A 14,891-nucleotide genomic window follows, 5' to 3' on the forward strand; every position below is an offset into this window, starting at 1 on the left:
TGTGAGGTCGGGGCAACTGTCAACTCTGAGTTGATGGTTGCCCCGACCTTGCTGGCAGGAAGGAGTAGCCCATGGCTACAGACAAGAGCATCTTCGTCGTCAAGACCCCGTTCTGGTACAAGGGCCAGGTCATTCCGCGCGGCGCCACGGTGCGTGTCGGGCATCCTCTCCTCGAGGCGGGCGCCCATCTGTTCCGCCCGCTCGAGGTCGACTTCGACTGCGGGCGCCACTACGGCAGCAGGAAGGCCGCCGACAAGGCAGCCGACGACAGCGAGGAGTAATCCATGGGCGCCATCGGTGACCCCTACGTCTCGCTGAACGAGATCAAGGCCTACCTCAAGGTCAACGAGACCCAGTTCAGCCTGGACGACAAGCTGACACTGGCCGTGCAGGCGGCCTCACGGAAGATCAACGCCTGCTGCGGCCGCCAGTTCGGCCGGACCAGCACCGCCACCGCGCGGCTGTACGAACCGAGTTCCCTGGTGCGCCTGGAGGTCGACGACTTCCACACCACCGACGAACTCGTCGTCGAGGTCGACTCGGCGGGCGCGGGAACGTTCGACCAGGTCTGGTCGTCGACCGACTACGAACTGTCGCCCCGCAACGGGATCGTTGACGGCGAGCCCGGCTGGCCGTACCACGAGATCCATGCGGTCGGCGGGAAGCGGTTCCCCGACATGCGTTTCCTGACCCGCTGTGCGGTCGTCAGGGTGACAGCGCAGTGGGGATGGGCCGAGGTTCCGGGTCCGATCAAGCAGGCAACCTTGATCCTCGCCAGTCAGCTCCACAAACTTGCGGAGGCCCCGCACGGCGTCATCGGCTTCGGCCAGTTCGGCGAGGTGCGTGTCAAGGACATTCCGCAGGTGTACAGCCTGATTCACGCCTACGCGCGTGACGAGACGTTCGTGTGGTGAGCCGTGGCGTCCCTGCAGAACATCCGCAAGGCCATCGCGCGAGTACTCGAGAACAACATCGACTTCGATGTGTTCTGCTACGAGAACGTGGCCGACATGCACCACTTCCCGGCGATCATCATCGAGCCCGACAAGGCCGACTACGTGTTCAACCGGGGCGCCATGGTGACATGGCGCATCAACCTGTTCGTGGTCGAGAGTCGGGCCGACGTCGAGTCCGCCCAGTCGAGGATCGATGAGCTGATCGACAGTGCGGGCGACAACAGCATCATCGAGATCCTGCTGAACAACGCCGAACTCGGCTTCACCGACGGCACCGACGTGACCCCCATCTACATGAAGGGGTACGGCGGCAACTTCAAGGACAGCGGCGTCCCGCACGTCGGCGCTGTCCTGCAGATCGAAGTCATCACGGACGCGCGCGTTCGCTGACCCAATCCGAAAGGACGGTGGCCGCAATGGCCGCACTCTCCACCCAGGTGATCGAGGACGACGGGTTCTACCCGACGTTCGCGGCTGCCGCCGCGTCCGACACCGCCGAAATCGGCAGCGGACGCAACACCTACGCCCACTACAAGAACGACTCCGGCTCCTCGGTCACCGTCACGGTGCTCGTGCCCGGCACCACGTTCTTCGGCCTCGCCAACCCCGACAACGCGGTCGTCGTCGCGGCCGGTGCGGAGACGCTCATCCCGCTCCGCAAGGCCTACGACGACGGCACCGGCCGCGCCACCATCACCACCTCGTCCCAGACGAGCGTGACCGTGGCGGTCGTGAAGGTCGCCTGATGGGTCGCTACAACGGGATTCAGCTCCCGTCCCCCGTAGCCCCCACCCCCGAGGACGACACGGCTTCGGGCCGGTATGTCGTCACCGGGCGGCAGCCGGTACTCGGCGGCAAGCCCGGCGAAACGATCGAGATCAGCACCACCAAGGCGCATCTCGACCGCCTGCTCAGCGCAGGGCTCATTGCTCCGGCACCGGAGCGCAAGGACTCGACGCCGTCGAGTCGGTTCATCATCTCCTCGGCCGACGCGGCCGAGGCAAGCGAGGAGTAAATCGCAATGGCAAAGCTCGTCCTCAAGGACTGCTTCATCGAGGTGGACGGCGTCGACTTCTCCAGCCACGTCAACGCAGCGTCCCTGTCCATGAAGAAGGCCGCAGTCGAGACCACCAACTTCTCCGGTGGCGGCAAGGAAGTCGTCGCCGGTCTGAAGGACGACACGATCGAGATCACCTTCCAGCAGGACTTCGCACCGGCCAGCGTGGACGCTGTGCTGTACCCGCTGTACGACCTCGAGCAGGAGTTCACCGTCAAGGTTCGCCCGACGGCGGCTGCGGTGTCGGCCAGCAACCCGGAGTACTCGGCGACCTGTGTGCTGCTCGAGTACACCGCGCTGTCCGGCAAGGTCGGCGACCTGTCCGAGATCAAGGTCACCTTCCCGACCCAGCGTTCCGGCATCGCGCGCGCCACGGCCTGATCCGATGGCTAGGGCCGAGATCACCTTCTCGGTCGACGGCGTCGAGGAGATCCGCCGGGTTCGTCTCCAGCTCACGCAGGAGGCGAACCGGTGGATCCCCCGCGCCATCGATCACGAGGTCATGCAAGAGGCCCGCCAGATGCGCGACAAGGCACGCGAGAACATCCTCGCGATGCCCACTCCCGCCAACGCGGGCCATACCGGCATGCGCGCAGAGATCGCGGCCGGTGTGCGAGTTCGACGGATGGGACCGGGTCTCATCCGCATCGGCACCCAGATGTCGGACAACGACGAGGCGATGCTGCCTCGAGGCACCGACACCCGAGCCTCCGGCCACAAGGGCTGGGAGCACCCATTCTTCGGAGACCGCAGCAGGTGGTATCGCCAGTCCGGCTCGTTCTCCTGGTTTCTCGACGCCATGCAGGACGGCCGCGACGACATCGTGCGCCGTCTGAACGAAGTGCTCGAGGATGCCGCCGATCGCATCGACCGTGCCAAGACGGCCGGACTGATCGACGGCTGACACAGACAAAGGGCGGGGCAGAGTCTCGCGGGTCACTCTGCCCCGTCCTCCAAATCATGAGACCCGCAATCCGATCCGCAAACTACCGAGGAGACCCGCAATGTCTTTTCTCAGCAAGTCCGCCATCCTGGCTGTCGATGACCGCCGCTACGAAGAGGTCGACGTCCCCGAATGGGGCGGCAAGGTCCTGGTCCGCTCCCTGAGCGGCAAGGAACGCGACCAGTTCGAGACGTCCACCGTCTCGGTGAACAAGAAGGGTCAGCCGGTCCAGAACCTGGAGAACGTGCGCGCACGGCTCCTGGCCATGTCGATCGTCGACCCCGAAGACCGGTCCAAGCTGCTGTTCTCGCAGAAGGAGGTCGCCATCCTCGGCGACAAGTCCGCGCGAGCCCTGCAGCGGATCTTCAACGCCTGCCAGGAGATCAACGCGATCACCGAGGACGACGTCGAGGAGCTGACCGAGTCTTTCGACGAGGATCCCGCCGAGGCTTCTACTTCCGACTAGCCCTCGCGCTGGGATGCACCGTAGCCGAACTGCTCGAGCGAATCGACTCCCGCGAGCTGACTGAGTGGCAGGCCTACGAACGCGCCTTCGGGCCGATCGGGTCACGCTACGCAGACGAGACCCTGGCATCCATCCACGAGCAACTACAGCTCGAGATGCACGTCATGGGTGGGCTCATGCGCGGCGGCGAGGACAATCCCGTCCCGCCGCCCAAGCCCTTCCCGAGGCCGACCGAGTGGGCGCTCCCTCCTCCTGAGGAGGAGACGCTCAGCCGGGAGGACTTCGACCGACTGTTCGACTGACAACCCCGAGTGCCCCCCGAGCCGCCGCTGGCTCGGGGGGCTTCTCGTGTACCTGAAGGGGTTTCCATGGCAACCATCACCTCGCTCGGATTCAACATCGGATCCAACTGGGACGGTTCCGGCGTCCGGGCGGCCCGCAACGATCTGGCCGCCCTGTCCGGCGAGCTGGAGGCCCTGTCCCGCAAGCGCATCGTCCTCGACGTCGACCTCGACGCGGCCGCCGCCCAGGCAGAGTTGGCCGCGATGACCGAGGACCGCGAGGTTCTGCTCGACGTGCAGGCCGACACCGGTCAGGCCGCCGCCGAGATCGCCGCCGTCGCCCACGACCGCAACGTGCGGGTCAACGTCGACACCGACCAGGCCCTGGTCAACGTCCGCCGACTGGGCGGCGCGTTCAACGGCGCCGGAGAGCACGCCAAGAACTTCGGCCTGCTGAGCCAGAAGGGCCTGACCTTCACGCAGCTCGCCGTGCTCGGCGCCGTGGCCGCATTCAACCTGCTGGGTCCCGCCGTGACCGCCGTGGGCGCGATCATCTCGACGGCCCTCCCGGCCGCCATGATCGGCGCCTCGTTCGTCATCCTGCGTGAGAACGAAGCCATCCGTCAGAGCTGGGGTCACCTCAAGGACGACGCGGGCGTCATCTTCCGTGAGGCCGCCCAGTCCATGGTCGACCCACTGGTCAACGCGGCCGACATCATCCATGACCGGCTGTGGGAGCTGAAGCCGCTCCTGACCGAAACCTTCGAGGCCACCGGCCCGCTCGTCGACGAGCTGGCGCGCGGCATCATGCGGATGGCCGAGGGCGCACTGCCCGGCATGCGTGACGCCCTGCGCGACATGGAGCCGATGATGAAGGGCCTCGAGGACGGCATGGCCCGCTTCGGTGAGCGCATCGGAAACATGTTCCGGGGCATGATGGCCGACGCCGAAGGCTTCGGCGACATGTGGCGCGTGCTCGGCGACCGGATGGGTGAGTTCTTCGAGATCTGGGGTGTCCGGTCCGGTCAGTTCGCCAAGGAAGGCGCCGTCATGTTCGACGGCGTCATGGGCGGCATCAACCGACTCATCGACGGCATCCTGTTCGGTCTGGGCGGCGCCATGCAGCACATGGCCGGTCCGCTGTCCGAATTCTGGTACGTCTTCGGTCACACCTTCGGTGACGCCTTCGCGCAGGTGCTTCCTGCCCTGGGTGAGGTCACGGCCGCGCTGGCGCCGATCCTGACCGACGTCCTCAAGATCGTCATCCCGCCGATCGCCGAACTGGCCACGATCATCCTGCAGAACCTGGCGCCGGTCATCCGTGACCTGCATCCCCTGATTCTGGTTGCGGCGCAGAACTTCGCGGAGCTGGTGCGCGCGATCCAGCCGCATATCCCGCAGATCATGGAGCTGGCCACCAAGCTCGTCGAGCAGCTCACCCCGGCCTTCATCCACCTGCTGGAGGAGGTCACCGACTTCGTCCTGACGGCCGACGGTCAGCTCAACCCGGCCTTCCAGAAGATGATCGACCTGTCCATCGAGATGCTGCCCGCCGTGTCGGATCTGGTCAACGGCATCGCCGACCTGGTCGACGCCTGCGACCCTGCGGCCGGTGTCATCATCGGTGTCACGGTGGCCGTGTGGGGCCTGAACGCCGCGCTGGCGATCAACCCGTTCACGGGCATCGCCATCGCGATCACCGCCGTCACACTGGCCCTGATCAAGCTCGAGCAGGAGACCGGCGTCTTCTCGAGCCACTTCCATGAGATGGGCCGCGAGTGGGCGACGTTCACCACCTGGCTGGGTGATCACTTCGAGGAGATGGGCCGCGAGTGGGGTGTCTTCACCCTCGCCATCGGGGACCACTTCCGCGAGATGGGTCGCGAGCTTACCGTGCTCGAGGCCAATCTCGACAAGTTCTTCAATGGCATCGGGAACGGACTGAAGACCTGGGCTCAGGACATCGGTTCGGAATTCACCACTCTCGAAGCGACTCTCGACAATTTCTTCAACGGGATCGGTCAGGGCTTCAAGAACTTCGGCGCCGACATCAGCTCCGAGTGGGACACGATGTGGACCACCATCGATCAGAAGTGGGACACCTTCACGGCCGACGTCCGCGCCGTGTGGGATCCGTTCTGGCAGGATCTGAAGCTCTCCGTCAGCGGCATGACCACCGCGACCGGAATCGTCTGGGGCTCACTGTGGACCGAGGTCAAGGAGCGGTGGAACACCTACACCGCCGAGATGGGCCAGGAGTGGTCGACGTTCTGGACCACCGTCGTCAAGGATCCCGTCAAGGGCTGGTGGGGTGAGATCAGTTCCGAGTGGAACACGATGTGGACCACCGTCGACACGAAGTGGTCCGAGTACACCGCAGAGCTGGGCCAGGAGTGGTCCACGTTCTGGAACGGCACCATCAAGGATCCCGTCAAGGGCTGGTGGGGCGAGATCAACCGCGAGTGGGACACTATGTGGACCACCATCGACACGAAGTGGGAGTCCTACAAGGCCGAACTCGGTCAGGAGTGGAACACCTTCTGGACCACGGTGATCAAGGAGCCTGCGAAGACTCATTGGAATGAGATTCAGTCCGAGTGGAACACCGCGCTGGGCTGGCTCGGTCAGCACTGGCGGACCCACAAGGAGGAGATCGGCCGGGAGTGGAACACCTTCTGGACCGGCATCAAGCAGTTCGGCATTGACACCTGGAACGACATCAAGGAGGAGTTCGCCACTTGGGGTAACGATCTCAAGGAAGAGATCGACACGATCGTTCGGAAGGTCGGCGAGGCCTGGTCCAAGATCGTTCCCGCGTTCAACGACCCCCTCGGCTTCATCAAGGGCGCCTGGAACGCGGTGGCTCCGATCTTCGGCCTGGAGCCGATCGGCAAGGCCGACGGCGGGGCTGTCGGCGGAGGTGGTACGTCCGCAGGGTCGTTCGCGACCGGCGGCCCGGTGCCCGGCATCGGTGGCCCGACCGAGGACAACATCCCGGCCTGGCTGTCCGTCGGCGAGCATGTCTGGACCGCATCGGAAGTCAAGGCGGCCGGTGGCCATCGCAGCGTCGAGCAGCTCCGGCAGCGCGTCGTCGAGGGTCAGGGCTACGCGGCCGGTGGTCCGGTGGAATGGATGTGGGGCAAGGTGCGCTCGATCGAGCCCTCCATGCAGCTCACCTCCAGCTACCGCGACACCAACGACTACCACGGCCAGGGCAAGGCGATCGACGTCTCCAACGGCTCCGACTCCACCCCTGAGATGCGGAACGTCGCAACGGTTGTCGCCAACAAGTGGGGCCGGGACACCCTGGAGCTGATCCACTCCCCGTTCAACATGAACATCAAGGACGGACGCAACGTCGGCGACGGCATGGGCCTGTACGGCGCGGGGACGATGGCCCAGCACAGGAACCATGTCCACTGGGCCGTGGCCCGCGCGCTGGACGGCGAGGCTGGTCTGCCCATCGGTGACGGTGGCGGCTACTCCGGTCCGTCGGCCGCACAGATCGCAGCGCACCGCGAGGCGGTCGCCGAGATCGAGGCGATCATCAACCGGACCAACGAGAACACCGCAACCCGCATGTTCGCCTACGGCAAGGTCCGTGACGGTGCAGGCAAGGGCTACGGGGACTTCAACAAGGTCAAGCAGATGAAGAGCCCGTTCGGCGTGTACGCGCCTGCGGGCGACGTCCACGGTGGCGGCATCCTGGGCTCCGGCTCGGGCGCCATCAACCAGCTCAACGCTGCTCTCGCTGCGGCGAAGGCAGCGATCGGCGGCGTCATCCCCGAGGGGGAGCGCCGGGCGATCATCGAGCACGCGATGAGGATCACCAACACCCCGCCGCCGGACACCGTCGAGGACTGGCTGCGCGGTATGAACACCCTCATCTCGCGCGAGTCGGGCTGGAACCCCGGCGCGGTCAACACCACGGACTCGAACGCTGCGGCAGGCAACGCCTCTCGCGGTCTGGCTCAGGTCGTGCCGACCACCTTCGCGACGTACAAGGTGCCGGGCTACGACAACATCGACGCCCCCGTCGACAACGTCGCAGCCTCGATCAACTACATCAAGTCGAAGTACGGGTCGATCTTCAACGTCCAGCAGGCCAACGCGAACATGCCCCCCAAGGGCTACGCCGAGGGCACGATGAACGCACCCGCCGGGTGGGCCATCGTCGGCGAACGCGGCCCTGAGGCAGTGCGTTTCCGTGGCGGCGAGAAGGTCCACTCGTTCGACGAGATCATCGAGAAGATCAAGCAGGAAGCCTCCGGCAACGCTCAGCAGATCGCTGATCAAGTCGCGCGGGAGGTTGCTGCGGCGATCGACCGGCTCTCGTCCGAGGCGCACACGCACAACTCCGAGCTGGCCAACAAGCTGGCATCGGAGATGCGCTCCATGGCCGAGCGTCTGGCGGACCTGGTGGGCATCGAGATCCAGGTTCCGGTCAGCATCGGCGACGGGATCAACGACGGCCAGGAGGTCGTCAGTCTCATCCAGCAGCAGGTCGTGCCGAAGCTCGAAATGGCTGTGCGGCAAGGAATCGGTAGGAGGAACGCCTGATGCCACTCTTCAACCACCTTCCGGTGGCCGACTGGCTGAACGAAGGCTGGTCTCTCGTCGGGACCGGCGTCACGGCCCTGTTCGAGGCGCTGAACAACGACGACGACGCGAAGTTCATTCAGTCGCCGTCGTCGAAGGGCAGCGCCACGGTCAGCTTCCCGATCGACACGTCGAGTGTGCCGGAAGGCGCGGTCATCACCTCGGTGACGATCAAGGCCAGGGTCGGCCTCGGGCTGGGGTCCGCCCCGTCCGGGGTCGCCCCCTCGGTGACGTTCGCGGTCAGCGCGGACGACAACACCGCCCGGTATGCGACCCGCACGATCTATCCGACCTCGACACCGACCACGTACACGGTCGGCACGTTCACCCGTGACGCGCTGAACCTGTCGTGGGACGTCCACCGCCTGAACCACCTGCTGTGCCGGGTGTTCTCGTATGTGGGCGTGGCCGACCTGTGCCGGATCTTCAAGTTCTTCTGCGAGATCAACTACCGGATCCGCCCGACGGTGACCATCACGGCGCCGTCGGGCACGGTGACCACACCGTCCCCGGTGATCGCGTGGAACTACGAGCAGTCCGACGGCGACCAGCAGAAGTGGGCCGAGTACCGGATCTTCACGGCCGCGAAGAAGGCCGAGGTCTCGTTCAATCCCGAGTACTCGACGCCGGTCTCGACCGGCATGGTGTTCGGCGATCAGCGTTCGATCACCCTGCCCGACTCGCTCAACCCGGACAGCTACTGGGTGTACGTGCGGGCCGCCTCGAGCTTCCTGGCGGTCTCGCGCTGGGCCGGTAAGCAGTTCACTGTGTCCGGCCCGGCGCCCGGCATCCCCGGCGACATCGACCCCACGACCGGCGGCTCGCTGATCAGTGTGGTCGACGACCCCGAGCAGGGCGCCGCGCAGATCACCATCCGTGACACCTCGAACATGCTCGACCCGCAGTCGGCCGACGCCGAGTCCTCCACCGAGGGCCCGGTGTACACCAACTCCGGCTGCAACGTCGTGCGCTCGACCACGGTGGCCTATCCCGGCGAGACCGCGTCCTGGTCGCTGACCGCGACCGGGGCCGGGAACATGACGATCGACACCGACTACGTCGAGGTCGACTCGTCCGGTGAGGACATCACCGGCCGGATCCAGTTCCGGGCGGCGTCCACGACGCGCTCCTGCCGGGCCCGGATCGACTTCTACGACAGCCAGTTCAACGCGGTCTCGGGCACCCTGACCGGCACCTCGGTGACCGACTCGGCGAGCACCTGGACCGAGGTGCTGGTGACCGGACCGATCCCGGCAGGCACCGTCTACGCGCGGCTGTCGGCCGAGGTGCTGTCGGTGGCGGGCAGCGAGGTCCACTACATCGACCACCTGGGTCTGATGTACGGATCGAGCACCCCCTGGTCGTCGGGCGGCCAGATGTCACGCAACCTGCTCTCGTGCTGGTACTCCACCGCCGAGGGCGCACCGGGATCCGGGGAGGCCTGGACCGCCGGTCCGGGCACCTCGACCACGACGGCCACCGCGACCGGCACCGGGGCCTCCGGCTGGACCTGCCACAAGATGACCTACGTCGGGCTCAGTCCGACCATCGCCTGGCGGGCCGCCGGTACGGCGTTCCAGTCCGGCACGTCCGGCTCCGACTTCACCCTGAACAAGCCTGCGGGCGTGGTCTCGGGTGATCTCATGCTGGCGTTCCTGACCTGCAACGAGTACGACCGCACCCTGACGGTGCCGTCCGGCTGGACCCTGGCCGACACCGTCAAGGTGGACGACGGGTCCACCGAGGACGTCACGATGTTCGTCCTCAAGCGCACAGCGGGCGGCAGCGAACCGGCCACCTGGTCGGCGACCCTGTCCTCGGCCTGCGGGCGCCGGACGGCGGTCGTGGTGGCCTACAGCGGTGCCGCCGACGCGGCCAGCCAGTTCCTCGGGACGGCCCAGGCCTCGGCGGTCAACGGCACCCCCCTGTATGCGACGACCGGAGCGGTGAACAACACCGACCCCGGCGCCTGGCGGGTGAGCGCGTTCGCGGTCTCCGACAACGCCTCCGGTGGCACCCTCACCGCGAACCGGCAGCAGCCGTCGGCGGTGCCCGGCATCCAGTATGTCGGCAAGGCCTCGGCCTGGACCGACTCCGGCAATCCCGCCGACTTCGTCATCAACAAGCCTGCCGGTATCCAGGCAGGCGACCTGATGGTGGCGACCCTGGGTGCGGCAACCGAGGAACCCACGGTCAATCCGCCTGCCGGGTGGACCCTGGTGGAGAACAGCCAGTCCAACAGCGCGGACTTCACGTTCGCGGTGATGTACCGGTATGCCACCGGCTCCGAGCCGAACTCCTGGACCGGGTCACTGACGGCCATCGACGAGAACTTCAACACCCGCGTCACGCAGTGTGTGGCGTACCGGAACGTCGACCAGACCACCCCGTTCATCGCGGAGAACGGCACCCTCGACGTGGACGGGCAGACCCTGTACACGCCGTCGGTGACCAACACCAACTCGATGGCATGGCGCATCTGCGCATTCGGCGCCGATGCCCCGGTCGACGGCAACTACGGGTTCACCTCGAACGAGTCGGTCGAGCGGGCGGACAACAACGCCCGCTACAACGGCGGGTTCTTCGGGTCCAAGGCCACCACGGCCGTCGCGATGTACGACTCGAACGGTCCGGTCTCCACCGGCAGCTACAGCCGGTCCGGCACGTTCGGCACCTCGTACCATGCGATGGCCGCCTGGATCGGCATCCTGAAGCCGCTCTCGGCTCCGCCCTCCGGGGTGGCCGACGAGACCGCGCGTCAGGTCGCTGCGGCGGGCGCCTCCAACCCCTGGCTGACGTCCCGGGTCTTCGACTCGAACGGCGTTGTGCCGGTGGGTCCGCAGTCCATCACCGGCATCTGGGCGCCGGGCTCCGGCTCGGACATGAACTCGATGGTGGGCTGGCAGGGCCTGATCATCCCGGCCTCGCCGACGGTGGGTGGGTACGGCTCGGCCGACATGGCCACCACGGTGGACATCTCGAACATCGACCCGGTGGTGCTCGACCTGTGCGGGCGCAAGGTGTCGGTGACGGCATCGTTCCTGGGCTCGGTCGCGTCCACCCCATACCTGACCCTGCACTGCTACCGCGCGAACCAGCTCCTGCAGTCCCTCGTGGCTGAGGGGGACACGTTCGGCACCAGCGTGTGGGCCAAGTCGGCGGCGACGTTCGACCTGCCCGAGGGCACCACCCGCGTGAAGCTGGGGGTGTCCGCGTCGAACCTGGCGGTCAGCGACATCGTCTACTTCGACCGGTGTTCGATCGCGCTGGGCTCGTCCCAGGGCTACCGGCCGGGCACCTCGCGCTCGACGCACCCGGTGTGGTCGCGGCCCGAGTTCCAGTTCGCCGACGACGCCGGTTCCGGCTACGACGAGTTCGCCACCCTGCCCGGGTCGCTCTCGAACGCGCCGGAGTTCGACATCACGTCGGGTGTGGCGGTCCTGATGGACCACACGGTGATCCCGCTGACCAACCGCAAGTACCGCGCGAAGACCGTGGCCTACGGTCTGGCCGGTGACCTGTTCGTCTCGGCCTACGGGTCCGAGTCGAGCGAGTTCCGGTTCGAGGCGGTCAACTGGTGGATCAAGGACATCTCGAACCCGGACAACAACATCCAGCTCTCGGTGGCCTGGGAGGATCTGTCCATCGCCAAGACCAACACCGCAACGGTCTTCCAGCCCATGGGCGCGAAGTACCCGGTGGTGGTGTCCGAGGGCTACAAGGGCGACATGTTCACACTGTCGCTGCGACCGGTGAACAGCAGCAAGTGGGTTCAGCTCCGAGACCTGCTCGAGTCCGGCCAGACGCTGTTCATCCAGTCCGACATCGACCATGCCTGGTTCGTCCGGCCGGTCGGTGACCTGGCGCAGGTGGTGATGGCCACCAACCAGCGCCGAGCCAATCCCCTTCGGGTGGTGACCATCCAGTTCGTGGAGGTCGAACCCGAGTTCTGATCGAGGAGGTCGACACATGGGTAGGGCCACCGAACGTTTCAATCAGGCGGTGCGACGGTCGCATACCGTCGTGTCCTATGTGGACGTCGTGAGCGCCACACAGGAGACGACGCGACTGATCGCCGTCTCCGGGGACGTGTCGGTGGACCGTACCGCAGCGATCCGGCGTGGATGCCGGGTCGAGTGTGTCGACCCCCTCGGGCAGTTCACCCCGAAGCAGGCGGCGGATCTCCTCACGCCCTACGGCACGGAGATCCGCCCCTACCGGGGCATCCGGTACAAGGACGGCACCGAGGAGATCCACCCGCTGGGGGTGTTCCGGGTGTCGGACGTGCGCGCGCAGGTGACCACCTCCGGGGTGAAGATCAACATCACCGCGTTCGACCGGTCCCGCACGGTCAAGCGGGACGCGTTCACCAACATCTACACGATCGCCAAGGGCGCCAACATCGTCGACGCCATCAAGAAGATCATCCAGCGCACCTTCCCTGACGCCGAGTTCGATGCGGTGTCGTCGGGCATGGTGACCTCGGCGCCGAAGGTGTACGACGTCATGGACGACCCCTGGGAGGCCGCCACCGAGCTGGCCGAGTCCCTCGGGTGCGAGCTGTACTTCGACGTTGAGGGCATCGTGGTGCTGGCACCGCCGGTCGACATCGATGCCCTCCCGGCGCCCGACTTCACCTACGTGGAGGGTGTCGGCTGCACCATGCTGGACCTGACCCGGCAGTGGCAGGACGAGCCCGGCAACAACGGGGTCATCGTGACCGGCGCCTCGCCCGGCGACGACAAGCCGCCCGTGCGCGGTGAGGCCTGGGACATGGAGCCCTCCTCGCCGACGTACCGGTACAGCCCCTACGGGGAGGTGCCGATGCAGGTGTCTGACAACAACGTCAAGACCACCGCCGAGGCGAACGCGATGGCAGCCTCACTGCTGCGTGGCATGCTCGGCGCCCCGGCCCAGCTCGCGATCACCTCCTGGGTGCATCCGGGTCTGGAGGCCGGTGACATCGTCGAGGTCGTGCAGTCCGATCTCGGTGTGAACGGCCTGTACTCGATCGACTCGATGTCGGTTCCGTTGCGGGCCGACGGAACCCAGAACATCGTCGTCCGGCAGAAGCGGGTGATCTCATGACCGATCCGGCCGAGGTGTCGGCGGCGTCCGTCGAACAGGACGCCCAGATCCGCACCATCGCCGCCCAGATCGCGGGCGGCGGCGCCACGGTGCCGCAGTTCCTGAAGGGTGTGGTGACGGCGGTCAATCCGACCGCCAGCCCGCCCAACTTCGCCGCCCAGCTCGGCGGTGACACCACCACCACGGTCAGCGACATCGTCCACCTGGACAGCTATTCGCCGGTCGTCGGGGACACCGTGCTGATCGTGAAGAACGGCTCCGAGATCTTCGGTCTGGGCCAGATCAACGACACCGGCTCGGGAAGCGCCAACGGCTGGACCCAGATGACCCTGGGGTCCGGCTTCTCGCACAACGGGAACGCCAACGGCAACGCCGAGTTCCGGCGGGTCGTCGACAACGGTGACCTGAAGCTGCAGCTCCGTGGCGGGGTGGCCATTTCGGGCACCCAGATCACGGTCTGCGTCCTGCCTGTCGGGTTCCGGCCCACGGTCAAGCGCAGCCTGCTCGTCGCGCGGAACATCGACGGCGGCAGTGTCGTCGCCCAGATCGATGTGTACACCGACGGCACCGTGATGCTGATCGGCGCCACCACGGGTGTGACCGGGGTGTCCTCCTCGGGCGGCGGCGGTTCGACCAGCTCCGTGGACCCGAACGACAACACCACCGGGGTCAGCAACTCCTACGACGGCGGCATCGACGGATCCGGCCGCGCCCGCACGTCCGGCCCGACGATCATCGTCAACAACGGCGACACCACCCACCAGCACCTGTTCTCGCACGACCACGGTGTCACGGGCTCGCATTCGCACACCACCCCCAATCACACCCACACCATGACCGCTGTCGCGCATCCGACCTGGCTGTCGTTCAACGGTGTCGAGTTCTACCTGTAGGAGAGCCCATGGCCCAGTACTTCCTGACCGGCTGGATCGACGCCGGGCCGGGGTTCGATGTGTTCCGGTTCCGGCTGCCCGCCTACGCGGTCGACGCCGAGGTGCGGCTCACCCCGCACGACGCCGGGGACGCCGATGCGATGACCGTCGAGGTCGGCTTCGAGCCCGACGACCATGTGCCGTCGTTCTGGATCCGCACCAGCAACCCGTCCGGCCGCCACATCCACTTCGACTACGAGATCATCCCGACCTTCGAATGGGAACTCTGATGGCGCCCACCCCCTTCACCTACCCGGCGATCGTGCTGCGCTGGGTGGACGGTGACACCTGCGACGTTCTCCTGACCGTCGTACCGCACCCCAATCTGGCCCAGAATGCCCGTTTGCGGCTCCTGGGTGTCGACACCCCGGAGCGTGGCCAGAGCGGCTACAGGGAGGCCACGGCGCGCTGCGTGTCGCTGGCCCCGATCGGCAGCCGGGTGCTCGTTCAGCTCGTCTCGGTCGACTCGTTCGGCCGCTACCTCTCGCACGTGTACGCGGGCGAGGAATCCATCGCGGACGTCCTGCTCGAAGAGGGCTACGCCGTCCCCTACCTGAAGTGAGTGATAA

The 14,891-nt window shown here is 66.4% G+C and carries 14 protein-coding genes; all 14 read left to right on the forward strand.

The genetic code is table 11. From position 1 onward, the window contains the following. Nucleotides 1-71 precede the first annotated feature (71 nt). Entirely contained in the window at nt 72-281 is a 210-nt protein-coding gene (locus KZJ41_RS09330; protein ID WP_251550608.1) for a hypothetical protein, read from the forward strand. A gap of 3 nt (nt 282-284) precedes the next feature. Beyond that, complete coding sequence (locus tag KZJ41_RS09335; protein WP_251550610.1) at nt 285-914, forward strand: hypothetical protein; 630 nt, start codon at nt 285-287, stop codon at nt 912-914. A gap of 3 nt (nt 915-917) precedes the next feature. Beyond that, nucleotides 918-1,346, forward strand: coding sequence for a hypothetical protein (locus KZJ41_RS09340; protein WP_251550613.1), 429 nt, complete (start codon nt 918-920; stop codon nt 1,344-1,346). A gap of 26 nt (nt 1,347-1,372) precedes the next feature. Next, a complete protein-coding gene (locus KZJ41_RS09345) occupies nt 1,373-1,702 on the forward strand; it encodes a hypothetical protein (RefSeq protein ID WP_251550615.1) in 330 nt (109 codons plus the stop codon). Further along, on the forward strand, nt 1,702-1,971 hold the full coding sequence (locus tag KZJ41_RS09350; RefSeq protein ID WP_251550617.1) for a hypothetical protein: 270 nt from the start codon (nt 1,702-1,704) through the stop codon (nt 1,969-1,971). The genes KZJ41_RS09345 and KZJ41_RS09350 overlap by 1 nt, the downstream gene beginning before the upstream one ends. Before the next feature lie 6 nt (nt 1,972-1,977). Then, nucleotides 1,978-2,394: a hypothetical protein gene (locus tag KZJ41_RS09355; RefSeq protein WP_251550619.1), complete on the forward strand. Its 417-nt coding sequence runs from the start codon at nt 1,978-1,980 to the stop codon at nt 2,392-2,394. Nucleotides 2,395-2,398: 4 nt separating this feature from the next. Next, nucleotides 2,399-2,917, forward strand: a complete 519-nt coding sequence (locus KZJ41_RS09360) for a hypothetical protein (RefSeq protein WP_251550621.1) — start codon at nt 2,399-2,401, stop codon at nt 2,915-2,917. A gap of 100 nt (nt 2,918-3,017) precedes the next feature. Further along, nucleotides 3,018-3,422, forward strand: a complete 405-nt coding sequence (locus KZJ41_RS09365; RefSeq protein ID WP_251550623.1) for a hypothetical protein — start codon at nt 3,018-3,020, stop codon at nt 3,420-3,422. A gap of 368 nt (nt 3,423-3,790) precedes the next feature. Then, the gene (locus KZJ41_RS09370; RefSeq protein WP_251550625.1) at nt 3,791-8,263 is read left to right on the forward strand and encodes a transglycosylase SLT domain-containing protein; all 4,473 of its coding nucleotides are present in this window, start codon (nt 3,791-3,793) and stop codon (nt 8,261-8,263) included. After that, on the forward strand, nt 8,263-12,255 hold the full coding sequence (locus tag KZJ41_RS09375; RefSeq protein ID WP_251550627.1) for a hypothetical protein: 3,993 nt from the start codon (nt 8,263-8,265) through the stop codon (nt 12,253-12,255). The genes KZJ41_RS09370 and KZJ41_RS09375 overlap by 1 nt, the downstream gene beginning before the upstream one ends. A gap of 16 nt (nt 12,256-12,271) precedes the next feature. Continuing rightward, nucleotides 12,272-13,390 (forward strand): DUF5047 domain-containing protein, encoded by a 1,119-nt coding sequence (locus tag KZJ41_RS09380; protein WP_251550629.1) that lies wholly within the window; start codon nt 12,272-12,274, stop codon nt 13,388-13,390. Next, nucleotides 13,387-14,283, forward strand: a complete 897-nt coding sequence (locus KZJ41_RS09385; protein ID WP_251550631.1) for a hypothetical protein — start codon at nt 13,387-13,389, stop codon at nt 14,281-14,283. Before KZJ41_RS09380 ends, KZJ41_RS09385 begins: the two co-directional genes overlap by 4 nt. Nucleotides 14,284-14,291: 8 nt before the next feature. Further along, nucleotides 14,292-14,552: a hypothetical protein gene (locus KZJ41_RS09390; protein ID WP_251550633.1), complete on the forward strand. Its 261-nt coding sequence runs from the start codon at nt 14,292-14,294 to the stop codon at nt 14,550-14,552. Then, on the forward strand, nt 14,552-14,884 hold the full coding sequence (locus tag KZJ41_RS09395) for a thermonuclease family protein (RefSeq protein WP_251550635.1): 333 nt from the start codon (nt 14,552-14,554) through the stop codon (nt 14,882-14,884). The genes KZJ41_RS09390 and KZJ41_RS09395 overlap by 1 nt, the downstream gene beginning before the upstream one ends. The last annotated feature ends 7 nt before the right edge of the window (nt 14,885-14,891 follow it).

The sequence above is a fragment of the Rhodococcus sp. 11-3 genome (genome assembly GCF_023704055.1).
GTDB classification, from domain to species: domain Bacteria; phylum Actinomycetota; class Actinomycetes; order Mycobacteriales; family Mycobacteriaceae; genus Rhodococcus; species Rhodococcus aetherivorans.